This is a genomic window from Aeromonas bivalvium, assembly GCF_046078285.1.
GTDB classification, from domain to species: Bacteria; Pseudomonadota; Gammaproteobacteria; order Enterobacterales; family Aeromonadaceae; genus Aeromonas; species Aeromonas bivalvium.
Genome location: NZ_JBGXBV010000001.1, coordinates 1,337,000 through 1,363,091 on the forward strand (window position 1 = coordinate 1,337,000; position 26,092 = coordinate 1,363,091).

The 26,092-nt window shown below is 59.8% G+C and carries 24 protein-coding genes and 2 tRNA genes; 5 read left to right on the forward strand and 21 right to left on the reverse strand.

What is annotated here, in order from left to right:
* From ACEUCR_RS06050 to ACEUCR_RS06065, 4 genes are all read right to left on the reverse strand, one after another.
* Positions 1–1,182 carry a hypothetical protein gene (locus tag ACEUCR_RS06050; protein ID WP_408788793.1) on the reverse strand — a complete coding sequence of 394 codons (1,182 nt, stop codon included), beginning with the start codon at positions 1,180–1,182 and terminating at the stop codon, positions 1–3.
* Positions 1,183–1,200: 18 nt separating this feature from the next.
* On the reverse strand, positions 1,201–3,639 hold the full coding sequence (locus tag ACEUCR_RS06055) for a CS1-pili formation C-terminal domain-containing protein (RefSeq protein WP_408788796.1): 2,439 nt from the start codon (positions 3,637–3,639) through the stop codon (positions 1,201–1,203).
* A gap of 79 nt (positions 3,640–3,718) precedes the next feature.
* Entirely contained in the window at positions 3,719–4,207 is a 489-nt protein-coding gene (locus ACEUCR_RS06060; RefSeq protein ID WP_408746908.1) for a CS1 type fimbrial major subunit, read from the reverse strand.
* 30 nt (positions 4,208–4,237) lie between these two features.
* Positions 4,238–4,957, reverse strand: a complete 720-nt coding sequence (locus ACEUCR_RS06065) for a hypothetical protein (protein WP_111873359.1) — start codon at positions 4,955–4,957, stop codon at positions 4,238–4,240.
* Positions 4,958–5,204: 247 nt separating this feature from the next.
* On the opposite strand from ACEUCR_RS06065, the gene ACEUCR_RS06070 reads away from it, so the two are divergent.
* From ACEUCR_RS06070 to ACEUCR_RS06080, 3 genes are all read left to right on the forward strand, one after another.
* Entirely contained in the window at positions 5,205–5,942 is a 738-nt protein-coding gene (locus tag ACEUCR_RS06070) for an EAL domain-containing protein (RefSeq protein ID WP_408788799.1), read from the forward strand.
* A gap of 178 nt (positions 5,943–6,120) precedes the next feature.
* Complete coding sequence (trhP, locus tag ACEUCR_RS06075; RefSeq protein ID WP_041995961.1) at positions 6,121–7,485, forward strand: prephenate-dependent tRNA uridine(34) hydroxylase TrhP; 1,365 nt, start codon at positions 6,121–6,123, stop codon at positions 7,483–7,485.
* Between the two features lies 1 nt (position 7,486).
* Complete coding sequence (locus ACEUCR_RS06080; RefSeq protein ID WP_041995739.1) at positions 7,487–7,735, forward strand: YfhL family 4Fe-4S dicluster ferredoxin; 249 nt, start codon at positions 7,487–7,489, stop codon at positions 7,733–7,735.
* 187 nt (positions 7,736–7,922) lie between these two features.
* Here the strand turns inward: ACEUCR_RS06080 and ACEUCR_RS06085 are convergent, their stop codons facing one another.
* Positions 7,923–8,324 carry a DUF1090 domain-containing protein gene (locus ACEUCR_RS06085; protein WP_392443419.1) on the reverse strand — a complete coding sequence of 134 codons (402 nt, stop codon included), beginning with the start codon at positions 8,322–8,324 and terminating at the stop codon, positions 7,923–7,925.
* A 160-nt stretch (positions 8,325–8,484) separates the two neighbouring features.
* Between ACEUCR_RS06085 and ACEUCR_RS06090 the strand changes: the two genes are divergently transcribed.
* Entirely contained in the window at positions 8,485–8,838 is a 354-nt protein-coding gene (locus tag ACEUCR_RS06090; protein WP_408788802.1) for a DsrE/DsrF/TusD sulfur relay family protein, read from the forward strand.
* Positions 8,839–8,878: 40 nt separating this feature from the next.
* On the opposite strand, the gene ACEUCR_RS06095 is transcribed toward ACEUCR_RS06090, so the two are convergent.
* From ACEUCR_RS06095 to rlmE, 16 genes are all read right to left on the reverse strand, one after another.
* Complete coding sequence (locus ACEUCR_RS06095; protein WP_408788805.1) at positions 8,879–10,099, reverse strand: MDR family MFS transporter; 1,221 nt, start codon at positions 10,097–10,099, stop codon at positions 8,879–8,881.
* A 149-nt stretch (positions 10,100–10,248) separates the two neighbouring features.
* Positions 10,249–12,393, reverse strand: coding sequence for a polyribonucleotide nucleotidyltransferase (gene pnp, locus ACEUCR_RS06100; protein WP_408788808.1), 2,145 nt, complete (start codon positions 12,391–12,393; stop codon positions 10,249–10,251).
* A 166-nt stretch (positions 12,394–12,559) separates the two neighbouring features.
* Complete coding sequence (gene rpsO, locus ACEUCR_RS06105; RefSeq protein ID WP_041995725.1) at positions 12,560–12,829, reverse strand: 30S ribosomal protein S15; 270 nt, start codon at positions 12,827–12,829, stop codon at positions 12,560–12,562.
* A gap of 127 nt (positions 12,830–12,956) precedes the next feature.
* Positions 12,957–13,907, reverse strand: a complete 951-nt coding sequence (gene truB, locus ACEUCR_RS06110; protein ID WP_392443424.1) for a tRNA pseudouridine(55) synthase TruB — start codon at positions 13,905–13,907, stop codon at positions 12,957–12,959.
* Between the two features lies 1 nt (position 13,908).
* Entirely contained in the window at positions 13,909–14,343 is a 435-nt protein-coding gene (rbfA, locus tag ACEUCR_RS06115) for a 30S ribosome-binding factor RbfA (RefSeq protein WP_408788810.1), read from the reverse strand.
* A 55-nt stretch (positions 14,344–14,398) separates the two neighbouring features.
* Entirely contained in the window at positions 14,399–17,092 is a 2,694-nt protein-coding gene (infB, locus tag ACEUCR_RS06120) for a translation initiation factor IF-2 (protein WP_041995716.1), read from the reverse strand.
* 20 nt (positions 17,093–17,112) lie between these two features.
* A complete protein-coding gene (nusA, locus tag ACEUCR_RS06125) occupies positions 17,113–18,615 on the reverse strand; it encodes a transcription termination factor NusA (protein WP_041995713.1) in 1,503 nt (500 codons plus the stop codon).
* Between the two features lie 14 nt (positions 18,616–18,629).
* Positions 18,630–19,088 carry a ribosome maturation factor RimP gene (gene rimP / locus ACEUCR_RS06130; protein WP_041995711.1) on the reverse strand — a complete coding sequence of 153 codons (459 nt, stop codon included), beginning with the start codon at positions 19,086–19,088 and terminating at the stop codon, positions 18,630–18,632.
* 167 nt (positions 19,089–19,255) lie between these two features.
* Positions 19,256–19,332 (reverse strand) — tRNA-Met (locus ACEUCR_RS06135).
* A 92-nt stretch (positions 19,333–19,424) separates the two neighbouring features.
* Positions 19,425–19,509: transfer RNA gene (locus ACEUCR_RS06140), tRNA-Leu, on the reverse strand.
* Between the two features lie 9 nt (positions 19,510–19,518).
* Positions 19,519–19,845 carry a preprotein translocase subunit SecG gene (gene secG, locus ACEUCR_RS06145; RefSeq protein ID WP_041995708.1) on the reverse strand — a complete coding sequence of 109 codons (327 nt, stop codon included), beginning with the start codon at positions 19,843–19,845 and terminating at the stop codon, positions 19,519–19,521.
* Positions 19,846–20,610 carry a triose-phosphate isomerase gene (gene tpiA, locus ACEUCR_RS06150; protein WP_408788813.1) on the reverse strand — a complete coding sequence of 255 codons (765 nt, stop codon included), beginning with the start codon at positions 20,608–20,610 and terminating at the stop codon, positions 19,846–19,848.
* A gap of 132 nt (positions 20,611–20,742) precedes the next feature.
* Positions 20,743–22,077 (reverse strand): phosphoglucosamine mutase, encoded by a 1,335-nt coding sequence (gene glmM, locus ACEUCR_RS06155; protein WP_041995702.1) that lies wholly within the window; start codon positions 22,075–22,077, stop codon positions 20,743–20,745.
* A 15-nt stretch (positions 22,078–22,092) separates the two neighbouring features.
* On the reverse strand, positions 22,093–22,938 hold the full coding sequence (gene folP / locus ACEUCR_RS06160; RefSeq protein ID WP_041995958.1) for a dihydropteroate synthase: 846 nt from the start codon (positions 22,936–22,938) through the stop codon (positions 22,093–22,095).
* 66 nt (positions 22,939–23,004) lie between these two features.
* Positions 23,005–24,954 (reverse strand): ATP-dependent zinc metalloprotease FtsH, encoded by a 1,950-nt coding sequence (gene ftsH / locus ACEUCR_RS06165; protein ID WP_041995699.1) that lies wholly within the window; start codon positions 24,952–24,954, stop codon positions 23,005–23,007.
* A gap of 45 nt (positions 24,955–24,999) precedes the next feature.
* Positions 25,000–25,629: a 23S rRNA (uridine(2552)-2'-O)-methyltransferase RlmE gene (gene rlmE, locus ACEUCR_RS06170; protein WP_041995696.1), complete on the reverse strand. Its 630-nt coding sequence runs from the start codon at positions 25,627–25,629 to the stop codon at positions 25,000–25,002.
* A 98-nt stretch (positions 25,630–25,727) separates the two neighbouring features.
* Here rlmE and yhbY point away from each other — a divergent pair, with 98 nt between their 5' ends.
* The gene (gene yhbY / locus ACEUCR_RS06175) at positions 25,728–26,024 is read left to right on the forward strand and encodes a ribosome assembly RNA-binding protein YhbY (protein WP_041995693.1); all 297 of its coding nucleotides are present in this window, start codon (positions 25,728–25,730) and stop codon (positions 26,022–26,024) included.
* Positions 26,025–26,092 lie beyond the last annotated feature (68 nt).

The following is a 26,092-nucleotide window of genomic DNA, read 5'->3' on the forward strand; positions in this document are numbered from 1 at the left end:
TTAATTGATTGCCACATCGATGATGATGGTGATATCACCTCTATAGGTACTGCCAGGATATTTCATCATCTCTTTGACTGAACTGTTTTCCACGACAAATCTGAAGGGTCGATTACTGTCAGCCAATACTTTATGGTATGCGTATATATCCGTTTTTCCAGCATAGAGAGGCCATTCCTGATTTCGAATGCCGGTGCCATACACCTTGACGGGTACTTTATGGTTATTCTTGTCATTCTTTATTTGGCAACCATCCCCTCGCGCATTCAAATATTGGCAACTCAGGCTGACACGATAAGGCACCGCGACCCAGAAACGCGCCGGCAACACGGCATCGATATAGCTGGGTGCATCGTTTCTTCCCCTATATATCCAGTCGTGCCATCCCCCCGGGGGCTGCAAGACGACGCGATTCCCGCCGGCCGGAAAATCAACCTTGATCTGATGGCGCACCTTGATGGTGACATTCACCGTCAGCTGGGTATCCGTGTAGGTGCCGGCGCCGAAGTCAAAGTCTTGGTTATGCCCCATGGATAAGGTCAGCTTGCCGGTATAGGTGCCATTTTCCATGGCCAATGGATTGGGGGCTTTCAGCTTGTAGCCAAGGTAGATCGAACTGATGGTGAGATCCTTGCCCACAGCCCCTGCATTCTGCCCATAACAACGGCCACCGGATACGCTGGCGGACTCCTTGACGTTGCGATAGACGAACAGAGACGAGTTGTTCTTCCATGCACTGGCGTAAGCACAATCCCCTTTTTCCGAGATAGCGGTGTCTGCAGGCACCGAGCCCACATTCATCTCGGAGCCGACCGCCGTCACGATAAATTTGAGGGTGTAGGATGCGCCTCCGCCCTGCTTGACCAAGGTCACGTCACGGGCGCCCGGGAAACCGAGATAGTGCACTCCCTCCCGGCTGTCGCCGCCCGCTTTCACCGTTCGAGTGATGCTTGTATCGAAGCGAACGGCCTGGGGTGTATCGACTGTGGCCGTGGTACTGCACCAGAAACCCGTTGAGTTAGGGTACTGGGTACAGGGGGTGGTGTTGATAAACTTGGCCCCCTCCGCCTCATAGGTCGCCGGGTTATATTCCGCCGTCACATTCAGGGTGGCGCCCTGGGCGGCACCTGCCATCAGCAGGGCCAGCCACCAACCACCACGCATCATCTCTGCTCTCATCATCGACTCCTGTTCGAGGGCCTATTGGCTGGCCCAGACCTCGGGAATACACACCAGATCCCCCAGCAGCATCAGATCCTGCTGGCGCTCGGTTCTGGCCGTATCCAGTGCCAGATCGCACTGCTGCGCCCCCTGGTACTCCACCTGCAAGCTGGGGTTTCGCTCGCTCATCTCCACCGCAAAGAAACCATCGGCCTCGCTCACTGTCCGTCCCGCATGGTTGACCACCATGGCTCCCTTGAGCGGCGTTCCCTGCCCATCCAGCAGGCGACCTATCACTGTCACCGTCTTCATCGCCCTCACCCTGTGATAGGCCACTCCCCCCTTGTTGAGGTGATAAGGCAACAGGTTGGGGCGTATGGTCACCGACGGCGCCCCGGCACCCGCCATGTCCAGCTGCACGGCGCCGCTGCGATAGGCGGTGACCGGCACCAGGTTGCGGCCGGGCCGCAGCATCACATGCCCCCCCTGATCGTCATCCGCGCGCAGGGCCAGCTCGGGGATGTCGGACTCCAGATCCACTATCATGCCCGCCTCATACCCCTGGGATTGGCCGGTCAGGGTCAGGCTGCCCTCATCGCCAAAGGCCAGGGTGCTGTCTAGGTTGAGCCCGCCACTCAGGGCCCGGTTGTAGGAAGAAGAGAGCAGGTGAGCGTCGCCACTGGCGAGTGCCCCCTGGAAGCGGGCATGGCCCGCCACCCCGACCCCATAGCTGTCTGTGGTCAGGTTGGCCCCGACACTCTGCAAGGCGCCCCACTCCAGCCACTGCTGATAGCCGAGGGAGGCGTTGCGCTCCTGGCCGCCGGAGCGAGAGGTCCGGCTGCCAAGGCCGATGGCAAGCTGGCTGCGCTCTCCCCCGAGATTCATGCTCAGGGAGAGCATGCTGCCCCTGTCCCGCGCATGGTCGGTACTGGCGCTGCCCGGGCGGTCGAACACCGTCAGGTTCCAGCTCACCGTCTGGCCGAACAGATCACCGTTGTAACGCCAGCCCAGATCGCCCCCCAGCCCCTGCCCCTCCCGGTGCGTCAGATAGAGGTTGGCGGAATGACGCTCATCGAGGCGCTGCTGCAACGACAGGCTGCTCTGGGCATGATCGCGATCCTGAGCGTCCCCCAGTCCCCGATAACGCTGCTGCTGGTGGCTGAACACCAGGCTGCCGGCCCCATAGTGATAAAGTGCCTGCAGATCGAAGCCGGTGCCCACCCCCTGGCTCGCCATCAGGTTGCCAAACAGCCGCCACCGGTCACTCAGACTCCAGTCCGCCGAGAGACCATGCTGCCAGCGCTGGTCTATGTACTGGCTGGACGCCCCCAGGATCACAGAGGGAGTGAGCAGGTGGTTGAGCATGATGCCGCCGCTCGTGCTCTCGGGGCGCTCCTCTTCCCGGTTGCTGAGCAATCGGGTCTGCTGACCCAGAAACAGGTTGAAGCGCCAGGCCTCCTCCGGGTTTTGCCAGTTGCCCGGCTTGTAGATCATCTCCCGCCGCCGCTCGGTTACCTGGCCATCTTCCAGCACCCGCAGCGCCACCTCGTAGATGCCGGTGGGCAGCACCCGGGTATCCAGGGCCTGCAGCCCCGAGCCCACCTGCTGTGAATTGATGAGCAAGCCATCCTTGTAGATCTCCACCATGCCGGGCCGGCTCGGGGTGACATAGAGGGGCACTGTGCTGGCCTTGCCCTGCTCCACCAGCAGGGTGTCCGAATCCCCCAGCATGACCCCGAGCACGGTCGGCGTGCCGCCGCCAAACTGGGTGGGCTGGCGCACCAGCCCCTGGGTATAGGGGGAGAAATAGCCCAGCCGGTAGAAGCGCCCCTCCCCCTCATGCTCGGCGTAGAGCTGCTGCACATGGTACTGGGCAGGCTGACCGGAAGACTGGCTCAACTCCCCCTCCAGCAAGGGGGTCCACTGGCCGAAACTGCCCTGGGCCGTCAGGTTGTAACGACCGCTGCCTTGCTCCTCCTCCCCCAGAGTCAGATTCAGCTGATGGCGCATCAGGGCGCCATAGCTGCCCGCGGCAGGCAGCTGATGGTAGCGGGGTGTCTGCGACCCGCTCTCCACCCGGGAGGTCAGCACCAAGAGCTGGGAGTTCTCCAGGCTGTATTCCAGGGCCAGGATGCCATTGGCGCACTCGCCCTGGCAGGGGCCCAGCCGGTGGGGGGCTGCCAGCACCTCGACCCAACGCTGGCGCGCGCGCTCGTCCAGCTCGCTCTCCTGGGCATCCCTCAGGGTCAGCAGCTGTACGCTGGTGTCTTTGCCCAGCACTATCTCGCCCTCCCCCAGCAGTTGCCCATCCACCAGGATGCGCACCGCCAGCGGGACGTCGAAGAAGTGATCGGCAAAACCATCAGGCAGGTCCTGGGCTTGCTGCAATACATCGAGGGGCTGGGTGGCACGCCCCCCGGTTGCCCAGACAGGCTGACCCAGCACGGCCAGCGCCAGCAGAAAAGAGAAATAGGGCACGGAACATCTCACTCTTGGCATCAGCGCAAACAAAAAGGCTCCCCCGATACAGGGAGCCCATCTTCATCACCGTCATGGGTTACTGCGCCTTGGGCGCTGCCGATTCAAACACCATGTTCACCACGCCCTGATAGTTGCCGGGCTGATAGCCGGCCACGGGCGCATCGGCGGGGATCACTTCCAGCCCCAGCAATTTGCCGGTCTTGGCATCTTCCGCCTTCATCACCTCGGTGGAGGTGGTCGACAGGGCGACACCACCCACCTTGACGGTCAGGGGGATGTTGTTGTTGCCGCTGGCCATCACGGCCGGGTTGGTCAGGTAACCTGTGATGGCACCTATGGTGCTCTTGGCATCGAGCTGCTTGCTCAGCGTGTCCAGCTTCTGGGTGTAGGGGTTGTAGGCCAGCTTCTGCGGTGTGCTCATCCAGTTGTCGCCACCGGTCGGCTGCACGTAGAAGGCCTCGCTCGGGATCTGGGCGGTCACTGTGACCTGATGCTCAATGCGCTCTGCCGCCATCAGATGGGCCGATACCAGCATCGCCAGGGGGGCAACAATCCATACTTTCATTACTTTTCTCCTCTGTATAAACAAGAAACATCAGTGTCCAATCACCATGTTTCTACTCTGGTCACCCTCAATCAGCACGAAGCGATAAAGGTGATCTTTCTTTTTCATCAGTTGCTTTTTCATATTGGGCAATAGATGAATTTTCCCTGGTGTCGAACAGTTTTTTCCCCGTCCATCACACTCTTCAAAAAAGTCCAGCACTATGGTGGCATTGCCGTTATTCACCACAGTGGTCATGGTATCGGCCTCTATCATTCCGGTATCAAACCGGGTCTCTTTTGGCATGACGAAAATAATGGCGCCAAATCCGGTCAATATATTTACCCCGGCAGATATCTGTTGCTGGCCATCAATGCTCTGGTCATCCATGTCGAATCCATCCTCCTTCCTGGGCAACACGGGAATAAAACGGACCCTGAAATATCGCTCCTTGTCCCTCGCCCCCAGATAGAGCAAGCGGGTGGCCTGCATCCCTTTGGCGGGGATGATCATCCTTGACGGACTGGCGATCAGGGCCCGATTGCCCTCGGTCAGCTCAGGGGATTCGTGGGGCTGCCCCGCACCGTCATAGGTGATTTCGTGAATGGCCACCTTGACGAAGGCGGTCGCATCACCTTGATTCCTGATCCGTTTCAAATAAGTGCTCTGCTGACCAGACATATAATCATAGAGGGTGCCTATGCTGATTTCGGCCGATGCCAACACGTTGCCGCTGAGCATCAGCAACAAAATAAAAAATAGGTTTCTCATGGCTGTTCCAGGCTGACTCTTTATTTCTTTTCGTGAATTCCGTGGTTCATGGGTGAATTTACTTCTGGCTGCATTCACGCCACTCGCATATCAGTGGGGCCATTTTATTCAGCGCAAAGGGACAGGTTAATCGGAATAGTCCTATATTGGAGTGCAAGCCAATGCGAATAATCGGATTATTCCTACAGCACCTGGTCAGCCATTCTCGGTATTATGCGCGGCCATGTAGATCCATCAGGTGAGAGCCATGCTTGCGTTCAAAGAAGAGTATCCATTGAGTGCCATGGCAAGGGTGGCCATGGCGGATGTCGTCGTCCCTTTTTATCAGCCCATCATAGGGCGGGATCGTCAGGTCAGGGGGTATGAGGCGCTGGCCAGGCGCTGGGATGCGGTGACGCAATCGTATCAGGGCATCGACTTTGCCTCCCTCAGTCAGGACGAATCCCTGCATCTGGATATCGTCATGCTCAGGGCCATCATGGGGGACCTCCCTGTCCTGGCAAAGGGAGGCCCCTATGCGCTCTCCATCAACCTCAATCCGGTGCTCTCCAGTCCCATCTACCGCAACCTGCTGTTGCTGGTGCTGCTCCAGGCTCGCAAGGTGGGGATCACCATCTGGTTCGAGGTGTTGGAGCATGCCCGGCTGGAGCGCCAGTATCGGGCGCTGATAGAGGTGCTGCGCGCCCATGGCGCCCACATCGCCTGCGACGACTTCGGCTCCCTGGCGTGCAACTTCCCGCGGCTGATGGTGCAGCCCTACGACATCGTCAAGCTGGATCGCTCCCTGCTGCTTCAGGCTGAGCGCAGCACTCACGCCCTCAAGGTGCTGACGGGTCTGGTGATCTGCCTGCAAGGACTCGGCATGGCCGTGGTGTGCGAGGGGGTGGAGACCCAGACCCATGTCGAGCTGGCGAACCGGCTCGGCTGCGACTATCAGCAAGGCTACGCCTACGCCAGGCCCTCCCCCCTCTCCCGCTGGTGCTGAATGTATCCAGCTCGTCTCCCTAAGCCAAGGCCAGGCCAAATTGCATGATGGCCTGGGGACGAGTACAATCTCGCACCCTTATCGGGATGGCATTACCTCCATGGAGGACCATGCCAGCCTCATTACGGCGCCATCAGGTGGCGTCGTCCTGATTTGCAATCAGACCAGCGAGAAAATCATGTTCAGACCAGAATTGCTCTCCCCCGCCGGGACCCTCAAGAATATGCGTTACGCCTATGCCTATGGCGCCGACGCCGTCTATGCGGGCCAGCCGCGCTACAGCCTGCGGGTACGCAACAACGAATTCGATCACGCCAACCTGCAGCTCGGCATCAACGAGGCCCATGCCCTGGGCAAGCAGTTCTATGTGGTGGCCAACATCCAGCCCCACAACTCCAAGCTCAAGACCTTCGTGCGCGACATGCGCCCCGTGGTGGAGATGAAGCCGGATGCGATCATCATGTCCGACCCAGGTCTCATCATGATGATGCGCGAAGCCTTCCCGGACATGCCTATCCACCTCTCGGTGCAGGCCAATGCGGTCAACTGGGCCACGGTGAAATTCTGGCATCAGATGGGCCTGACCCGCGCCATCCTGTCCCGCGAGCTGTCGCTCGACGAGATCGAGGAGATCCGCATGCAGGTACCCGAGATGGAGCTGGAAGTGTTCGTCCACGGGGCGCTGTGCATGGCCTACTCCGGTCGCTGCCTGCTCTCCGGCTACATCAACAAGCGCGACCCCAACCAGGGCACCTGCACCAACTCCTGCCGCTGGGAGTACAAGGTGCACGAGGGCAAGGAAGACGAGGTGGGTCAGATAGTCCACCGCCAGGAGCCCATTGCCGTACAGAAGGTCGACCCCACCCTGGGCGCCGGCAAGCCGACCGATGCCCTGGTGCTGCTGGAAGAGTCCAACCGCCCGGGCGAGTACATGACGGCGTTCGAGGACGAGCACGGCACCTACATCATGAACTCCAAGGACCTGCGCGCCGTCGAGCACGTGGAGCGCCTGACCAAAATGGGTGTCCATTCCCTGAAAATCGAAGGCCGTACCAAGTCCTTCTACTACTGCGCCCGCACCGCCCAGGTCTATCGCAAGGCCATCGACGATGCGGTGGCCGGTCGTCCGTTCGATCCGACCCTGATGGGTACCCTCGAGAACCTGGCCCACCGCGGCTACACCGAGGGCTTCCTGCGCCGTCACAACCACAGCGAGTACCAGAACTACGACTACGGTTACTCCGTCTCCGACACCCAGCAGTTCGTCGGCGAGATCACCGGTCGCAACGGTGACATGGTGGAAGTGGAAGTGAAGAACAAGTTCCTGGTGGGCAACAGCCTGGAGCTGATGACACCGCAAGGCAACCTCAGCTTCAACCTGGAGCAGATGCAGAACCGCAAGGGGGAGCTTATCGATACCGCGCCGGGCAATGGTCACGTGGTCTATGTGCCGGTACCCAAAGAGGTCGACATCAACTACGGCATACTGCTGCGCAACCTGGGCGAACGTCAGGATACCCGCCAGCCCCACTCGGCGGCCTGAGATGGCGCTGCTCATCACCGACAAGTGCATCAACTGTGACATGTGCGATCCCGAGTGTCCGAACCAGGCCATCAGCCTGGGAGAGGCCATCTACGAGATCAATCCCGATCTGTGCACCGAATGCGTCGGCCACTATGAGAAGCCCACCTGCATCAGCGTCTGTCCTATCGACTGCATCATCTGGGATCCCGCGCATGTAGAGACTCAAGAGCAACTGATGGACAAGTTTGTGAAGCTGCACAGGCAGTAACACCGGCGCGTCTGTACCTTGTGGGCTGCATCCTCCGGGATCCCCGCGCATGTAGAGATGCAGGAGCCGCTGGTGGACAAGTTTATGAAGCTGCATCGCAGCTGAGCCATTCGCCATGGCATCGACAATCAGGCCGGGCTCATGCCCGGCCTGATTGTTATCTGCCGATGACCACAGATAGCTACGTCTACTTCCCCTTGGCCTCGACCAGGGCACGCAGGGCGCCATTGTGGATCAGCTCCTGCTGATACTTGGCCTGAGCCTCATCCAGCTTGCCCTGTTTCTTGGCAATCTTGTCCGGCTTGCCCGCCACCCTGGCGCTCTGCAACTCGCTGAGGCGCTCATCGACCTTGGCCTTGAGCTCAACCAGCTTCTCGTCGCTCTCCTCGAGCAGCCCGGCATCGGTGCAATGTGTCTCTATGTTGCGCAGCGCCCGCTCCAACCCAGCCACTTGCTCCCCGTTGCCGTGGGCACGGGCAGCGGCCAGTTGTTCCACTACCGCCTGTTGCCTGGCCTGACACCCCACCTCCTGGTTGCCATAAGCCTGGCCTGCCAACAGCAGCATGCTGATCCCCGCAAGCTTCCACATAACGACCTCACTCCTCTGTCATGTTTGATGGTCGCCTATCAGACCGTACTCACTCGTCAGGGTCAAGCCACGGGAAAAGTGCTACGACAGAGTTTGTGCGACATCACGTCAGGCCAAATACGGCCGGGCTACAATGGCGGTTTCCATCAAGGAGTCCCTGATGATCCAACGTATTGTCATCATTGCCAACGGCGCCCCCTACGGCAGCGAATCCCTGTTCAATGCCCTGCGCCTCGCCATCGCTCTGGGCGAGCAGGGCGGTGCCAGCCTGCAACTCTTCCTGATGTCCGACGCCGTCGGGGCCGCCCTCGCGGGCCAGGCCCCAGCCGAGGGCTACAACCTGCGCCAGATGCTGGAGATACTGCTGGCCCAGGGCTGCACCATCCGCCTGTGCAAGAGCTGCACCGATGCGCGCGGCATCACGGCCCTGCCCCTCATCGAGGACATAGAGATAGGTACGCTGCCCCTGCTGGCCCAATGGTCCCTGGCGGCGGACAAGGTTCTCACCTTCTGACGCAGCCCTTTGGCTTGTCTCAGGCAGGCAAGGCCGCCCGCTATCCCTCCCCGGGACAGGGGCTGGCCGCCTCGGGGCGAGCCACCCGGGCGCTGGCCTCGTACAGGATCAGGATGCCCAGGCAGAGCAGGGCCATGACCCCGTAGAGCCAGCCACCGCCCCAATGGGCTATCATCCAGCCCCCCAGCAAGGCCCCCATGGCCACGCCGAGCCCGGACAGGGAGGCCGCGCCGAAATAGCTGCCCTTGAGGTGCGCCGGCGCCATCTGATCGATCAGCACATTGAGCAAGGGAAAGAGGATGCACTCCCCCACGCTCAGCAGGATCACCGCCACTATCCAGTGCCACCAGATGGCGGTATTCCCGAGGGCGAACAGCAGCTGGGCACCGAGAAAGAGCGCCACCCCGAGCTGCAACCTGTGCTTGATGCGCCAGCGCGCGGTGAGATGGAGCAGCGGAAATTGCAGCAGCACTATGGTGAGCGCATTGGTGGTCACCAGCAGGCCGACCAGCCGCGCCACCTCAGGGGTGCCGGCCCGGGTCAGATACTGGATCAGTGGCGATTCGAACTGGGCGTAAACCAGCATCAGCAGGAGGTTGGCCAGGGTGAGCAGCAGGAAGGCACGATCTCGCCCCAGTACCCGCAGCACGGCGCGCATGCCGGGGCCCGAGGGGCTGATGCTCTGACAGGGGGAAAGCCTGAATCCCATGACAAAGAGTAGACCAAGCAGCAGATAGCTGGCCCCCAGCAGCAGGAAGGTCTCCTGGCGCGCGCTCAGGCCATAGCTGACCCCGATCAGAGGGCCGAGGGCCGCGCCCAGGTTGAGCAGAAAGTAGCGCAGGTGCAGGGCCAGCTCGCGGGCCTTGGGCTCGGCCAGGCTGTCGGCCATCAGCGCCTTGCCCGGCGAGTCGATGAGGCCGTAGGAGAGGCCGCTGCCGATCACCCCGAGCGCCAGCCAGCTCACCTGATGGGAGAGGCCAAGCAGGGCGAAACTCGCCGCCGACACCAGACAGCCGAACAGCAGTATGCTGCGTCGCCCCCACTTGTCCGAGAGCCAGCCACCATAGAAGCCGATCAGGGTCGAGAGCGCCGTCGTGGCCCCCAGGATGAGGCCGATCAGGGTCGCAGAGAGCCCATAGTCGCGATAGAGCAGGATGGAGAGAAAGGGCCACACCATGAAGAAGCTGGTGCGTACCATGAAGGTACCCAGAATGACGATCCAGACCAGGATGGGGAATTGCCTGAGATAGGCCCACGACATGAAGCATCTCCTTATGACGGCTGAGGGCGGTCGTCCCTTATAGCAATGAGCCTCAAAAGAAACAACCCATCCGGCAACAAGAAGACGTCAGCCATATCCGGGCAAAAAAAAGCCGACCCTGAGGTCGGCTTCTTCACCCTGGACTCGCCTTATTCGGCGGCAGGCTCTTCGGCGGCAACGGCCACGTCGGCAGCCGGTACGGCGGCCTCGGTCGGTGCATTCGCTTCCTTGATGGAGAGACGCACACGGCCCTGACGATCCACTTCCAGTACCTTCACCTTGACCAGGTCACCGATGGCCAGATGGTCGGCCACGTTCTGGACGCGGGCGTCGGTGATCTGGGAGATGTGCACCAGACCGTCTTTACCCGGCAGTATGTTGACGAAGGCGCCAAAGTCGGCCAGACGCACCACCTTGCCTTCATAGATGCGGTTCACTTCGATCTCGGCGGTGATGGCCTCGATGCGACGAATGGCTTCCATGGCGGCTTCGTTGGCCACGGCGGAGATGCGGACGGTACCGTCATCATCCAGCTCGATGTTGGTGCCGGTCTCTTCGGTCAGGGCACGGATCACGGAACCGCCCTTGCCGATGACATCCTTGATCTTCTCGGGATTGATCTTGATGGTGTGGATGCGCGGGGCGAAATCGGAGATTTCGGCACGGGGCGCCTGGATGGCTTCGTCCATCACCTTCAGGATGTGCAGGCGAGCACCACGGGCTTGCTTGAGGGCAATCTCCATGATCTCCTTGGTGATGCCTTCGATCTTGATGTCCATCTGCAGCGCGGTGATACCTTGAGTAGTACCGGCCACCTTGAAGTCCATGTCGCCCAGGTGATCTTCGTCACCCAGGATGTCGGACAGCACCACGAAACCTTCTTCTTCCTTCACCAGACCCATGGCGATACCGGCAACGGAGGCCTTGATCGGCACACCGGCATCCATCAGCGCCAGGGAGGAACCACAGACGGAAGCCATGGAGGAGGAGCCGTTGGATTCGGTGATTTCAGAGACCACACGCACCACGTACGGGAACTCGGCGGCGCTCGGCATCACGGCGGCCACGCCGCGCTTGGCCAGACGGCCGTGACCGATCTCGCGACGCTTGGGGCTGCCCATCATGCCGGTCTCGCCGACGCAGTACGGCGGGAAGTTGTAGTGCAGCATGAAGCGGTCGGCACGGTGGCCAGTCAGCTCGTCGATGTTCTGGGCGTCACGCTCGGTACCCAGGGTCGCGACTACCATGGCCTGAGTCTCGCCACGGGTGAACAGGGCGGAGCCGTGAGCGCGCGGCAGCACGCCGGTGCCCACGTGCAGGGCACGGATCATCTCGGGATCGCGACCATCGATACGCGGCTCGCCACGTACAACGCGGCCACGGACGATGCGGCTCTCCAAGCTGTGGAACTCTTCGCCGATCTTCTTGGCGTCTTCTTCCACGCCGGAGGCGATGACTTGCTCGACCACACGGGCCTTGATGGCGCCGATGGCGGCGTAACGCACGGCCTTCTCGGTGATGCGGTAGGCTTCACCCAGTTCGGTTGTGGCCAGCTCGGCAATCTTGGCTTTCAGGGCCTCGTTGACCGCAGGCGGGGTCCAATCCCACGGCTGGGTGCCCACGTCGGCGGCGAATTCGTTGATGGCGTTGATCACCACCTGCATCTGCTCGTGACCAAAGACCACGGCGCCCAGCATCACCTCTTCGGAGAGGATGGCCGCTTCGGATTCCACCATCAGCACCGCATTGGCGGTACCGGCAACCACCAGATCCAGATCGCTCTGGGGCAGTTCTGTGGTGGTCGGGTTCAGCACGTACTGGCCGTTCATGTAACCGACGCGGGCGGCGGCAATCGGGCCACCGAACGGGATGCCGGAGATGGCCAGCGCCGCGGAGGCACCGATCATGGCAACGATATCAGGGGACACGGCCGGGTTGACGGACATGACGGTGGCAACCACCTGAACCTCATTGAGGAAGCCTTCCGGGAACAGCGGGCGGATGGGGCGGTCGATCAGGCGGGAGATCAGGGTCTCGCCTTCGCTGGGACGGCCTTCACGACGGAAGAAACCACCCGGGATGCGACCAGCAGCATAGGTACGCTCCTGATAGTTGACGGTCAGCGGGAAGAAATCGCGGCCGTGGTCGGCCTCTTTCTTGCCAACAACGGTCACAAATACGCAGGTATCGTCCATGCTGACCATGACGGCCGCAGTGGCTTGACGGGCCATCACACCGGTTTCCAGTGTGACGGTGTGTTGACCGTACTGGAATGACTTTACAATAGGATTCACGTGAATTTCCTTTTGACAATTTGGCTCTTTAAATTCGCGAGCAAGTATACTTGATCCGAGCCAAAACGTAAGCGGTTACATGAATTGAGTGGCAAGACAACCACTTGGCAAGACCAAAAAAAGGGGAACCTCGCGGTTCCCCTTTTTCGCAAAATCTGATGGTCGATTAACGACGCAGACCCAGCTTGGCGATCAGAGCAGCGTAACGCTGAACGTCTTTACGCTTCAGGTAGTCCAGCAGCTTACGACGCTGGGAAACCATGCGCAGCAGACCGCGACGACCGTGGTGATCCTTGGAGTGCTCTTTGAAGTGACCTTGCAGATGGTTGATCTGGGCAGTCAGCAGGGCAACTTGCACTTCGGGGGAGCCGGTGTCGTTGGTGCCACGAGCGTTGTCAGCAACGATTTGAGCTTTGATCTCAGCATTTAGAGACATGGTATTACTCCGATAGAGTGTTTAAAGGTTCACAGCCAATCTCTAATTCAGCCGTGAAATGAGGGCGGTATCATAATCGCAGCGGGCGCGTAACGCAATGGCTAACTCGCCCGCCGCCCTGCCGCCATTACTCCTCGTCGTGATAGCGAACCAGACGCTTGGGGGCAACCCGCCCTTCGTCGTCGATCTCGCCCACGCCGATGAATTCGCGCTCGGGGCCGACCGTCATGCGGACCTGGCCGCTGGCGGGGACACCCGGCACCTGGACCGCCTGGCCCTGGTTCACATAGGCGGCGATCACCGCCATCATGTTCACCTCGGGCAGGGAGGCCACCGCCGTGTCCATCGGCAGCAGCAGGGGATCCAGCTGCTCCCGGGGCGGCACGCTCTCGGCCTTGGTCTGCTCGAAGATGCATTCGAGCTGCTCCAGGGTCAGCATCCGCTCGTAGGGATAGCTTGCCACCTGGGTGCGGCGCAGGGCGGTGACGTGGGCGCCACAGCCGAGCACTTCCCCCAGATCGTCCACCAGGGAGCGAATGTAGGTGCCCTTGCTGCAGTGCACCTCCAGTTTCACCTCGTCCCCCTCAAAGCTGATCAGCTTGAGTTCGAAGATGGTGATGGGGCGCGCTTCCCGCTCGATTTCGATGCCTTCGCGGGCATATTCGTAGAGGGGGCGACCATTGTGCTTGAGGGCCGAATACATGGACGGCACCTGCATGATGGGGCCGCGGAACTGGTCCAGGGCCTCGATCAGGGTGCCAACGGCCACATTCACCGGGCGGGTGGAGACCACTTCGCCGTCGGAATCGCTGGTATTGGTGCGCTCGCCCAGCTTGGCGGTCACCTCATAGCGCTTGTCCGCTTCCAGCAGGTACTGGGAGAACTTGGTGGCCTCGCCGAGGCAGATCGGCAACATGCCGGTCGCCAGGGGATCCAGGGCGCCGGTGTGGCCGGCCTTGGCGGCATTGTAGATGCGCTTGACCTTCTGCAACACATCGTTGGAGGTCAGCCCGGTCGGCTTGTCCAGCAGCAGGATGCCGTGTACGTCACGGCCCTTGAAACGACGTCTACGAGACATCTCAGGCGTTATCCTCTGTCTTGTCATCGGCGGCGGGCGCTTCGTCTTCACGGCCGGCTTCGGCCATGCGACGCTTGTCGTCACGCACTGTGTTGGTCACCAGGTTGGAGAGACGCATCCCCTCGACCAGGGTCTGGTCGTAGTAGAAATGCAGCTCGGGCACCACCCGCAGACGCATGGCACTGCCCAGCAGGCTGCGGATGTAACCGGCGGCCTCGGTCAGGCCCTTGAGCCCTTCCTTGATGCGATCGGCATCGCTGTCGAGCTGCAAGAAGGTGACGTAAACCTTGGCATAGTTGAGGTCCTTGGACACTTCCACGTCCGAGACGGTTACCATGCCGATACGCGGGTCTTTCACCTCGCGCTGCAGAATGAGCGCAATTTCGCGCTGGATCTGCTGGCCGACCCTGTTGGTCCGGCTGAATTCTCTGGCCATATTCTATCCTGCGATAAAAGGGGGCCTCAGCCCCCTATTCTGTCTTGCTCTCGGCTTACAGAGTCCGTTGGATTTCAACAGTCTCGTAAACTTCGATCTGGTCGCCTTCACGCACGTCATTGTAGTTCTTGACCGCAATGCCGCACTCGTAGCCGTTCTTGACTTCGTTGACGTCATCCTTGAAGCGACGCAGGGATTCCAGCTCGCCTTCATAGATGACCACGTTGTCACGCAGAACACGGATACGGTTGGAGCGCTTGACCACACCTTCGGTGACCATACAGCCTGCAACGGCGCCGAATTTCGGCGACTTGAACACGCTGCGGACCTGAGCCAGACCGATGATCTCCTGACGATACTCGGGAGCCAGCATGCCGCTCATGGCCTGCTTCACTTCGTCGATCAGGTCATAGATGACGGAGTAGTAGCGCAGATCCAGGTTCTCGGCCTCGATGACCTTGCGGGCAGAGGCGTCGGCACGGACGTTGAAGCCCACCAGGATACCGCTGGAGGCGGCAGCCAGGGTCGCGTCGGTTTCGGTGATGCCACCCACGCCGGAGCCCACGATCTTGACCTTGACCTCTTCGGTGGAGAGCTTGACCAGTGCATCGCAGATAGCTTCCACGGAGCCCTGTACGTCGGCCTTGATCACCACGTTCACTTCGGACACTTCGCCCTCGGTCATGTTGGCGAACATGTTCTCCAGCTTGGCCTTCTGCTGGCGAGCCAGCTTGACTTCGCGGAACTTGCCCTGACGATAGAGCGCCACTTCACGGGCCTTCTTCTCGTCACGCACGACAGTGGCTTCGTCACCAGCTGACGGCACCCCGGACAGACCCAGGATTTCCACCGGCAGGGACGGACCCGCTTCCTTGATCTCGCGACCCAGTTCGTCACGCATGGCGCGCACCCGGCCGTACTCGAGACCGCACAGCACGATGTCGCCCTGACGCAGGGTCCCTTCCTGTACCAGGACGGTGGCAACCGGGCCACGACCCTTGTCCAGGAAGGATTCGATCACGACGCCATTGGCCATGCCATCGACGACCGCTTTCAGCTCCAGAACTTCGGACTGGATCAGGATGGCTTCCAGCAGCTCGTCGATGCCTTCGCCGGATTTGGCGGAGACGTGGACGAACTGGCAATCGCCACCCCAGTCTTCGGACATGACGTTGTAACGGGCCAGCTCGGTCTTGACGCGATCCGGATCCGCTTCGGGCTTGTCGATCTTGTTGACCGCCACCACCAGGGGCACTTCCGCCGCCTTGGCGTGCTGGATGGCTTCGATGGTCTGCGGCATGACGCCGTCATCGGCAGCCACCACCAGAACAACGATGTCGGTCGCCTTGGCACCACGGGCACGCATGGAGGTGAACGCGGCGTGACCCGGGGTATCCAGGAAGGTGATCATGCCACTGTCGGTCTCGACGTGGTAAGCACCGATATGCTGGGTAATGCCACCGGCTTCGCCCGCGGCGACCTTGGCCTTGCGGATGTAGTCCAGCAGCGAGGTCTTGCCGTGGTCGACGTGACCCATGATGGTCACGACCGGCGCGCGCGGCTTGGCTTCGGAGGTCTCGTCACGATCGCTCAGTACCGCCTCTTCCAGCTCGTTCTCGCGGCGCAGTACCACCTTGTGGCCCATCTCCTCGGCAACCAGCTGAGCGGTTTCCTGGTCGATGACCTGGTTGATGGTGGCCATGGCGCCCATCTTCATCATCGCCTTGATGACTTCGACACCCTTGACGGCCATCTTGTTGGCGAGCTCCGCCACTGTGATGGTCTCGCCGATGACGACGTCACGGTTGACCACGGCGGCCGGCTTGTTGAAGCCGTGCTTCATGGCGTTGGGCATGGCCATCTTGCCACGCTTGCCCTTGCGGGCACGGGGATCGCGGGAGTTGCGATCGTCCTCGCGACGGCCCGGTTTCTTCGGACCCTTGGCGGCGGCGGCGGTGCGACGGCTGGTCTCTTCTTTGCGATCCAGTTCGTCTTCGGCTGCCTGAGCATGCTTGTTGGTGGTCAGGTGGTAGTCGCTGCTCTCTTTGGCGCGAGCGGCTTCTTCCTCGGCCCAGCGGGCCGCATTTTGTTCCGCCATCAGACGAGCCTCTTCGGCTTTCTGAGCGGCGAGTGCTTCAGCTTTTTGCAAAGCTGTCTGTTCCTGTTGGCGCTTCAGTTCTTCTGCTTCGCGCTTGGCCATCTTTTCTGCCTCTTGCTGAGCTGTGCTACCGGCTGCTTTGGCGGGCTGCTGAGCCTGCCTGGCCTTTGATTGTGCCTCGATGCGCGCCTTTTCCTCAGCTTCACGACGAGCCTGCTCAGCCGCCAGGCGAGCCTTCTCCTCAGCCTCACGACGAGCCTTCTCTTCGGCCTCGTGACGGGCTTTTTCTTCTGCTTCCAAACGCGCTTTTTCCTCGGCTTCCGCCTGACGCTGTTCATCTTCCAGCGCCGAACGTCTTACATAGGTGCGAGACTTGCGCACTTCTACCTGCACTTCCTTGTTCTTGCCGCCAGTGCCTTGAACACTCAGGGTGCTCTTGGTCTTGCGCTGCAAGGTCATGCGGGCAGGTGCGGTGACCTCGTCACCTCCATGCTGTTTCTTCAGATGGGCCAGCAGAGTCTGCTTCTCGGACTCGCTGACCAGATCGTCGGCCTTGTTCTTGCTGATACCGGCATCGACAAACTGCTGGAGAAGACGATCAACCGGTGTGTCGATGTCAGTGGCAAGTTGTTTGACTGATACTTCTGCCATTCATTTTCCTCCGTTTGATCTTAACTGGACTGCTCTTCCCCGAACCAACAGATATTGCGAGCAGCCATAATCAGCTCACCGGCTTTCTCAGCCGTCAGCCCTTCAATGTCTGCAAGGTCATCGATGCCTTGCTCTGCCAGATCTTCCAGGTTGCCGATACCGCGTGCAGCCAGGGCATAGGCCAGTTCGCGATCCAGGCCTTTGAGACCGAGCAGTTCTTCGGAAGGCTCGACGCCTTCGAACGATTCTTCTTTGGCCAGGGCCTTGGTGGTCAGGGCATCCTTGGCACGGGTGCGCAGCTCTTCGACCATGTCTTCATCCAGACCGTCGATGGCCAGCAGCTCGTTGACCGGGACGAAGGCGATCTCTTCCAGGGTAGAGAAGCCCTCTTCCATCAGCAGACCGGCGAAATCGTCGTCGATGTCCAGGGTGCTGGTGAACAGGTTCATGATGCGGTCGTTCTCGGCCTGGTGCTTGGCACGCATGTCCTCGACGGTCATCACGTTCAGCTCCCACCCGGTCAGCTGGGAAGCCAGACGCACGTTCTGGCCGTTGCGGCCGATGGCCTGGGCCAGGTTGGCGGCTTCCACGGCGATGTCCATGGTGTGGTTGTCTTCATCGACGATGATGGAGGCCACATCGGCCGGCGCCATGGCATTGATCACGTACTGGGCCGGGTTGTCATCGTACAGCACGATGTCGGCACGCTCACCGCTCAGCTCGGCGGAGACGGCTTGCACACGGGCGCCACGCATGCCGATGCAGGCACCGATCGGGTCGATACGACGATCGTTGGTCTTGACCGCGATCTTGGCGCGGGAACCCGGATCACGGGCGGCGCCCATGATTTCGATCATCTCTTCGCCGATCTCCGGCACTTCGATGCGAAACAGCTCTTTCAAGAAGTCCGGGCTGGAGCGGCTGACAAACAGCTGGGAGCCACGGGCTTCCGGACGCACGGCGTAGAGCAGACCACGGATGCGGTCACCCGGGCGGAAGGTCTCGCGCGGCAGCATGTCGTCACGGAAGATCACCGCCTCGGCGTTGCTGCCCAAATCCAGGATGACGTTGTCGCGGTTGCTCTTCTTGACCACACCGCTGATGATGGTGCCTTCCTTGTCCTTGAACTGGTCAACGACCTGGGAACGCTCGGCCTCGCGCACTTTCTGCACGATAACCTGCTTGGCGGTCTGGGTGGTGATGCGATCGAAGGTAACAGATTCAATCTGATCTTCTACATAGTCACCGACCTGGATCTCGGGGTCATCGATCTGAGCCGCTTCCAGGGTGATTTCACCGTAAGCGTTCTCCATGGAAGCCTGATCGGCGACCACGACCCAGCGGCGATAGGTGTCGTAATCACCGGTCTTGCGGTCGATTTCGACCCGCACTTCGATCTCGCCTTCGTATTTCTTCTTGGTCGCCGTCGCCAGCGCAGTTTCCAGCGCCTCGAAGATCTTCTCGCGGGGCACGGCTTTCTCGTTTGACACTGCGTCAACGACCAGCAAAATTTCTTTATTCATATCCGATAGCCTCGTTAACCAAAGTTCGGCACTATGTTCGCTTTTTGGATATTGGTGAAAGCGAACAGCTCGTCCTTACCGTCTACCGTCAGGGTGATGGTATCCCCCTGCACGGCTTTGATTACGCCTTTGAACTTGCGGCGGTTATTTGTTGCCATTCGAAGCTGCACCGCCGCCTCCTGGCCAACGTATTTTTCGAACTGGGCAACCTTGAACAGGGGACGATCCAGACCAGGCGAGGAGACTTCCAGGTAATACTCCTCGGTGATGGGATCTTCAACGTCCATGATGGCACCGACCTGACGGCTCACTTCGGCGCAATGCTCAACGGTCACACCCTGCTCGCTGTCGATGAAGACACGCAGGGTCGAGTGTTTACCCGCACGGATAAACTCCACACCCCAAAGTTCAAAACCCAAGGCTTTGACAGGCGCCTCGAGCAGATCGGTCAAACGCTGTTCCAACGTAGCCAAAGTTACCCTCCGAAAAAACAAAAAAAGGGCATATAGCCCAGATGAAGTACGAACTCAGAGTAAATTGCACATAACAAAAAGCCCCGATGTCAAATCGGGGCTTGGCGCTTTACCCTGATTGTCGCCTCGCAGCGACCGCTTTCCTGAGCGAAGGAAGGCGTGAAATTTGGTTGCGGGGGCCGGATTTGAACCGACGACCTTCGGGTTATGAGCCCGACGAGCTACCATGCTGCTCCACCCCGCGTCCGAAATCGTGCGAGATTATAGCCTTATCAAACTTTTCGTACAAGAATGAAGGGCCATAATATACCTGGTTACCCAGGCTCACTGCTTAATTGGTGCCGTGGGCGGGACTCGAACCCGCACACCCTAGAGCACTACCCCCTCAAGATAGCGTGTCTACCAATTCCACCACCACGGCAAAACTTACTCAGTTGGGAACGTCGGAATCTTTCTTCACCGGCGCTTCTACCTGCTCAACCTGTTGGGTTTGTTGCAGATTTTCCCACTCGCTCCCCTGTTTCACCTTGTTGCTGGACATAGAACCCAGCAGCAGGCTGATGACAAAAAACAGAGTTGCCAAAATCGCTGTTGTTCGGGTCAGGAAGTTCCCTGAACCACTGGAGCCGAATACGGTATTCGATGCCCCTGCGCCGAAGGAGGCGCCCATATCAGCCCCTTTACCTTGCTGAATCATCACCAGACCGATGAGGGTCAAGGAGACCAACAGATAAACGACTAAAAGAATCTCGTACATTTAACTTGCACCCTTTGCCGCTTCAACAATTCCTAAAAACGCCTGGTCATCGAGGCTTGCTCCACCAATCAGACCGCCGTCAACGTCGGGCTGGGCAAACAAATCTCTCGCATTGGCCGGTGTCAGGCTCCCACCATAGATGATTCTTACTTTCTCACCTATTACCGGAGTATCCTCCGCCAAGCGACCACGAATAAAGGAATGAACCTCTTGTGCCTGCTCGGGTGTGGCGCATTTACCTGTGCCTACTGCCCAAATCGGCTCGTAGGCGATGATAGCATTATCGAAAGCCATCGCGCCATTCTTCTCTATGACGATATCCAGCTCTTCGGCTATCACCTCGAAGGTGCGCCTCGCCTGCCTTGCAGCGCCTGACTCACCCAGACAAAGTATGGGTATCAGCCCTGCCGACCTGGCCGCAGCGAACTTCTCCGCCACGATGAAACTGGTCTCTCCAAAGAGACGCCTGCGCTCGGAATGCCCTACTATGACGTAACGACATCCTGCCTCAATCAACATCTCACACGAGACTTCCCCCGTATAAGCGCCAGATTGGTGCTGACTCATGTTCTGAGCCCCCAACTTCATCGCTCGCTGATCACTCAGCAGACGCGACACAAAGTCGAGATGCACATGGGACGGACACAACACAGTATCAATCTTGTCATCCAACCCCTTGAGGCAAGCGGTGGTGAACTGCTCTAACTGCGACCTGCTACCGTGTAACTTCCAGTTGGCTGCTACAAACGGCTTCCGATTTCCCATCGGCGAACTCCCTTGCGAAAGCGAGGCAGATAATATCCAGAGGACATTGAACTGACAAGCGCTATTTTTGATTTTTTGAATCGTTTGAACAAGATACAACCAGGGCGGTATAAATACCGCCCTGTTAGCTCATTAAAACGCCGACTTTACCCGTTGGGCGATACGCTCTGCCATGTCACGCACCTGGGCCTCATGTTCCCCTTCCACCATGACCCGGATCAGCGGCTCGGTTCCGGACTTGCGCAGCAAGACGCGACCACGGCCTGCCAGCTCCTGCTCCACTGCGGCCACCTCGGTCAACACGGCCTCTGATGTCAGGGGATCTTCCCCTTCTGAGAAACGCACATTGATCAGGATCTGGGGGAACTTGCTCATACCTGAACGCAGCTTGGCCAGCGGCATCTCGGCGCTGCGCATGGCGGTCAATACCTGCAGGGCGGCGACGATGCCATCCCCCGTGGTGGTCTGATCCAGGCAGATGATATGACCCGAGTTCTCGCCACCGATGCGCCAGCCTTTCTCGTTGAGCATTTCCAGCACGTAGCGATCCCCCACCTTGGCCCGGGCAAACGGAATACCGAGCGTCTGCAGTGCCAGCTCCAGGCCCATGTTGGCCATCAGGGTGCCGACAACGCCCCCCTTGAGGCGACCGTTGCGCAGGGCATCGCGGGCGATGATGTAGAGAATCTCGTCACCATCGATGATGTAGCCTGTGCTGTCCACCATCACCAGGCGATCACCGTCACCATCGAAGGCGATCCCCAGATCCGCCTTGCTCTCCAGAACCTTGGCCACCAGGGCATCGGGAGCGGTGGAGCCGACACCGTCATTGATGTTGAGACCATCAGGGCTGCAACCCATGGCGATCACCTCGGCCCCCAGCTCGCGAAAGACGGACGGGGCAATGTGATAGGTGGCGCCATGGCCGCAGTCCACCACCATTTTCAAGCCTTCCAGGCTCAAGTTGGAGGGGAAGGTGCTCTTGCAGAACTCGATGTAGCGCCCGGCGGCATCCTCGATGCGCACGGCCTTGCCAAGCTCGGCGGACTCCACGCACTTGAGCTCGTTGTCCAGCTCGGCCTCGATGGCGAGCTCCACTTCATCGGGCAGCTTGGTACCGTCGGCGGAGAAGAACTTGATGCCGTTGTCGTAATAGGGGTTATGGGAGGCGCTGATGACGATGCCGGCCTCGGCACGGAAGGTGCGCGTCAGATACGCCACCGCCGGGGTGGGCATGGGCCCCATCAGAATGGCCTTGAGCCCGGCGGCGGAGAGGCCCGCCTCCAGTGCCGACTCCAGCATGTAGCCTGAGATGCGGGTGTCCTTGCCGATCAGCACCTTCTTGGTCCCTTTCTTGGAGAGCACCTTGCCGGCGGCCCAACCCAGCTTCATCACGAAATCAGGAGTGATCGGGTATTCACCCACCTTGCCGCGGACACCATCGGTGCCAAAATACTTTCTTGCCATTGTCTGTTCTCGTTGTTATCTGGAAATGAAATCTTGTCCCGTCATGACCATCCAGCCGGCGCGCAGGGCATCCATAGTCTCTCGCACATCGTGCACCCTTATGATGCGGGCGCCATGCTGCATCCCGATGAGGGCACAGGCCAGGCTGCCGGCGAGGCGCTCATCGACACTGCGGCCGAGCAGGTGACCTATCATAGACTTTCGCGACATGCCGACCAAGAGCGGCATCCCGTAATCGAGCAACTTCTGCTGCCAGGCCAACAACTGGTAATTGTGGTTCACGGTCTTGCCAAAGCCATAACCAGGGTCCAGCAACAACCGCTCGCGGGAGATGCCGGCCGCGAGGCAGGCGGCAATCCGCTCGTCGAAGAAGGCTCTCACCTCCCCCAGCAAGTCGTCGTAGTGTGGCTCCACCTGCATGGTCCTCGGCTGCCCTTTCATGTGCATCAGGCAAACGGGGACACCCGCCGCAGCGGCGGCGTCGAGCGCCCCCGGCTCCTGCAAGGCCCGCACATCGTTGATGAGGTGGCCGCCGGCGGCGCAGGCCTCGCGCATCACCACTGCCTTGGAGGTATCGAGGGAGATCATCACCTCCAGCTCACGGGCGAGTCGCGCCACCACGGGCACCACACGATCCAGCTCCTCCTGCTCGCCAACATCCGGGGCACCGGGTCGGGTCGACTCCCCTCCCACATCGATCAGGGTGGCGCCATCGGCCACCATCTGGCGGGCATGAGCGAGCGCCTGTTCGACCTGATGGAAACGACCGCCGTCCGAGAAGGAGTCCGGGGTGACATTGAGGATCCCCATGACGTGGGGACGTTCTAGGGAGAGGCTGAGCCCCTTGCTGGTCAACTGCATGGTAGGGTCCATCTTGCATCAATGAAAAAAACCCCGGGCAAGCCCGGGGTTTGAGAGTGAATTATCTTATTTGGCCGGCACGTCGTTGGCTTTGTCGATATCGACGTTCGCCTCTTTCGGCTCCTCGACCTTCACCTCTTCAGGTTCGGTCTTGGTGGCACTGCCGCCACTTGGGGTGTCGCCGTGCTCGTCATGCCAGTTGCTCGGTGCACGCACCTCGCGACGGGCCATCAGATCGTCGATCTGCTTGGCGTCTATGGTCTCGTACTTCATCAGCGCGTCCTTCATGGAGTGCAGCACGTCCATGTTGTCCATCAGGATCTGCTTGGCACGATCATAGTTGCGGTCGATCACCAGCTTGACCTCGGCATCGATGACGCGGGCGGTATCGTCGGACATGTGCTTGGCCTTGGCCATGCTGCGACCGAGGAACACCTCGCCATCTTCTTCCGCATAGAGCATGGGACCGAGGCGCTCGGACATGCCCCACTGGGTCACCATCTTGCGGGCGATGTCGGTGGCACGCTCGATGTCATTGGAGGCACCGGTCGATACCTTCTCGGCACCGTAGATCAGCTCTTCCGCCAGACGACCGCCATACAGGCTGGAGATCATGGACTCCAGATGCTGCTTGGAGTGACTCCAGCGATCCTGCTCCGGCAGGTACATGGTCACCCCCAGAGCACGGCCACGGGGAATGATGGAGACCTTGTAGACGGGATCATGATCCGGCACCACACGACCAATGATGGCGTGACCCGCCTCATGGTACGCCGTCATCTCTTTCTCGGACTCCTGCATCACCATGGAGCGACGCTCCGACCCCATCATGATCTTGTCCTTGGCCCGTTCGAACTCGGACATGGAGACCACGCGGCGACTCTCGCGAGCGGAGAACAGGGCCGCCTCGTTGACCAGGTTGGCCAGATCGGCGCCGGAGAAACCCGGGGTACCACGGGCAATCACGGCAGCGTTGACGTCATCGGCCAAGGGAACCTTGCGCATGTGCACTTTCAGGATCTGCTCGCGACCGCGGACATCCGGCAGGCCGACCACGACCTGACGGTCGAAACGACCTGGACGCAGCAGAGCCGGATCCAGCACGTCGGGACGGTTGGTGGCGGCGATGACGATGACGCCTTCGTTGCCCTCGAAACCATCCATCTCGACCAGCATCTGGTTCAGGGTCTGCTCGCGCTCGTCATGACCACCGCCGAGACCGGCGCCACGCTGGCGACCGACCGCATCAATCTCATCGATGAAGATGATGCAGGGGGAGGACTTCTTGGCCTGCTCGAACATGTCGCGCACCCGGGAGGCACCGACACCCACGAACATCTCGACGAAGTCGGAACCCGAGATGGTGAAGAAAGGCACCTTGGCCTCGCCCGCGATGGCCTTGGCCAGCAGGGTCTTGCCTGTACCGGGCGGGCCGACCAGCAGCACGCCGGTGGGGATCCTGCCGCCCAGCTTCTGGAACTTGGTTGGATCACGCAGGTAATCCACCAGCTCTTTGACCTCTTCCTTCGCTTCGTCACAGCCTGCGACGTCACCGAACGTGGTCTTGATCTGCTCCTCGCTCATCAGACGAGCCTTGCTCTTGCCGAACGACATGGCACCCTTGCCACCGCCGCCCTGCATCTGACGCATGAAGAAGACCCAGACACCGATCAGCAGCAACATCGGGAACCAGGAGATGAAGATGGAGGTGATCAGGGAAGGCTCTTCCGGTTTGATCCCCTCAACCTTAACGTTGTGGTTGAGCATGTCGTTGAGCAGTTGAGGATCCTGCGCCGGGATGATCGTCTGGAAACGTTCACCGGTGCGTTTGACGCCATTGATGACCTTACCGTCCATCCGCACTTCGCGGATCTGCTCTTGGGTCACTTCTTTTACAAAGCTGGAGTAGTCCAGCTGGCGACTGGTGGTATCACTGGGGCTGAAGCTATTGAACACCGACATCAGCACGACGGCGATGACCAGCCACAGGATTAAGTTTTTCGCCATGTCACTCAAATCAGTAACCTCGCAGACTGACAGTTAACGCTAAAAGGTAGGGTACTACAGTTTAAAACCGGTAGCCACAATGTACACTTCGCGCGAGCGGGCTCTTGATGAGTCCGGCTTGCGTATCTTGACTGCTGTAAAAAGTTGTCTAATTTCATTGAGATAGGCATCAAAACCCTCCCCCTGAAACACCTTGGCCACGAAGCTGCCATTCGTACGCAGCACCTGGTTGCACATGTCCAGCGCCAGCTCGACCAGATACATGGCTCTCGCCTGATCCACCTGCTGGGTCCCGCTCATGTTGGGTGCCATGTCCGACATGACCACATCCACCTTGTTCGGTCCCACTCGCTCGAGCAGTGCGGCCAGAACAGTTTCCTCCCGAAAGTCCCCTTGCAGGAAATCGACCCCGGCGATGGAATCCATCGGCAGAATATCGCAGGCGATGACGCGACCGTTGTCACCGACCTGATCGATGGCAAACTGGGACCAGCCACCGGGGGCGGCACCGAGATCCACTACCGTCATGCCGGGCTTGAGCAGCTTGTCCTTGTCCTGGATTTCGTCGATCTTGAACACGGCGCGGGATCTCAGTCCAAGTTTCTGGGCTTTCTTGACATATTGATCGTCGAAATGCTCTTTCAACCAGCGAGTTGAACTGGGGGAACGTTTTTTCTGGGTCATGGTTATCGGCTTTAAAAAACCACAAGGGTTATTAGTATTAAGGGCTAAGTGGGGGTAGAATACGCCCCTTTCAACCCTGACTTATGAAGAATTTTGCCATGACGCTCAACAACAAACAGAAACAGTACCTCAAGGGCCTGGCCCACAGCCTGAAACCGGTCGTCCTGCTGGGACAACACGGCCTGACCGAAGGCGTACTGGCCGAGATCGACCTCGCTCTGGCTCATCACGAGCTGATCAAGGTGAAAGTCGCCGCCGAAGATCGCGAAATGAAGCAACTGGTCATGGATGCCATCGTCCGTGAGACCGGCGCCATCAAGGTGCAGAGCATGGGCCACGTGCTGACCATCTATCGCAAGGCCAACGAACCCAAGATCCAGCTGCCCCGCAAGTAAGAGAGAGCGCCGCTCTCTCCTTCCGTTTCCCCTCTTCCCAAGTCGCTTGCCAAAGTAGTCGTCAGGGC

What these genes read in the sequence shown, in the direction of transcription:
- trhP (WP_041995961.1), top strand. Translation starts at nt 6,121, where the DNA reads ATGTTCAGACCAGAATTGCTCTCCCCCGCCGGGACCCTCAAGAATATG.
- nusA (WP_041995713.1), bottom strand. Translation starts at nt 18,615, where the DNA reads ATGAATAAAGAAATTTTGCTGGTCGTTGACGCAGTGTCAAACGAGAAA.
- tpiA (WP_408788813.1), bottom strand. Translation starts at nt 20,610, where the DNA reads ATGGGAAATCGGAAGCCGTTTGTAGCAGCCAACTGGAAGTTACACGGT.
- rbfA (WP_408788810.1), bottom strand. Translation starts at nt 14,343, where the DNA reads ATGGCCAGAGAATTCAGCCGGACCAACAGGGTCGGCCAGCAGATCCAG.
- truB (WP_392443424.1), bottom strand. Translation starts at nt 13,907, where the DNA reads ATGTCTCGTAGACGTCGTTTCAAGGGCCGTGACGTACACGGCATCCTG.
- yhbY (WP_041995693.1), top strand. Translation starts at nt 25,728, where the DNA reads ATGACGCTCAACAACAAACAGAAACAGTACCTCAAGGGCCTGGCCCAC.
- ACEUCR_RS06065 (WP_111873359.1), bottom strand. Translation starts at nt 4,957, where the DNA reads ATGAGAAACCTATTTTTTATTTTGTTGCTGATGCTCAGCGGCAACGTG.
- ACEUCR_RS06070 (WP_408788799.1), top strand. Translation starts at nt 5,205, where the DNA reads ATGCTTGCGTTCAAAGAAGAGTATCCATTGAGTGCCATGGCAAGGGTG.
- glmM (WP_041995702.1), bottom strand. Translation starts at nt 22,077, where the DNA reads ATGGCAAGAAAGTATTTTGGCACCGATGGTGTCCGCGGCAAGGTGGGT.
- rlmE (WP_041995696.1), bottom strand. Translation starts at nt 25,629, where the DNA reads ATGACCCAGAAAAAACGTTCCCCCAGTTCAACTCGCTGGTTGAAAGAG.
- ACEUCR_RS06050 (WP_408788793.1), bottom strand. Translation starts at nt 1,182, where the DNA reads ATGATGAGAGCAGAGATGATGCGTGGTGGTTGGTGGCTGGCCCTGCTG.
- ACEUCR_RS06080 (WP_041995739.1), top strand. Translation starts at nt 7,487, where the DNA reads ATGGCGCTGCTCATCACCGACAAGTGCATCAACTGTGACATGTGCGAT.
- ACEUCR_RS06060 (WP_408746908.1), bottom strand. Translation starts at nt 4,207, where the DNA reads ATGAAAGTATGGATTGTTGCCCCCCTGGCGATGCTGGTATCGGCCCAT.
- ACEUCR_RS06085 (WP_392443419.1), bottom strand. Translation starts at nt 8,324, where the DNA reads ATGTGGAAGCTTGCGGGGATCAGCATGCTGCTGTTGGCAGGCCAGGCT.
- ACEUCR_RS06090 (WP_408788802.1), top strand. Translation starts at nt 8,485, where the DNA reads ATGATCCAACGTATTGTCATCATTGCCAACGGCGCCCCCTACGGCAGC.
- infB (WP_041995716.1), bottom strand. Translation starts at nt 17,092, where the DNA reads ATGGCAGAAGTATCAGTCAAACAACTTGCCACTGACATCGACACACCG.
- rpsO (WP_041995725.1), bottom strand. Translation starts at nt 12,829, where the DNA reads ATGTCTCTAAATGCTGAGATCAAAGCTCAAATCGTTGCTGACAACGCT.
- ACEUCR_RS06095 (WP_408788805.1), bottom strand. Translation starts at nt 10,099, where the DNA reads ATGTCGTGGGCCTATCTCAGGCAATTCCCCATCCTGGTCTGGATCGTC.
- secG (WP_041995708.1), bottom strand. Translation starts at nt 19,845, where the DNA reads ATGTACGAGATTCTTTTAGTCGTTTATCTGTTGGTCTCCTTGACCCTC.
- folP (WP_041995958.1), bottom strand. Translation starts at nt 22,938, where the DNA reads ATGCAGTTGACCAGCAAGGGGCTCAGCCTCTCCCTAGAACGTCCCCAC.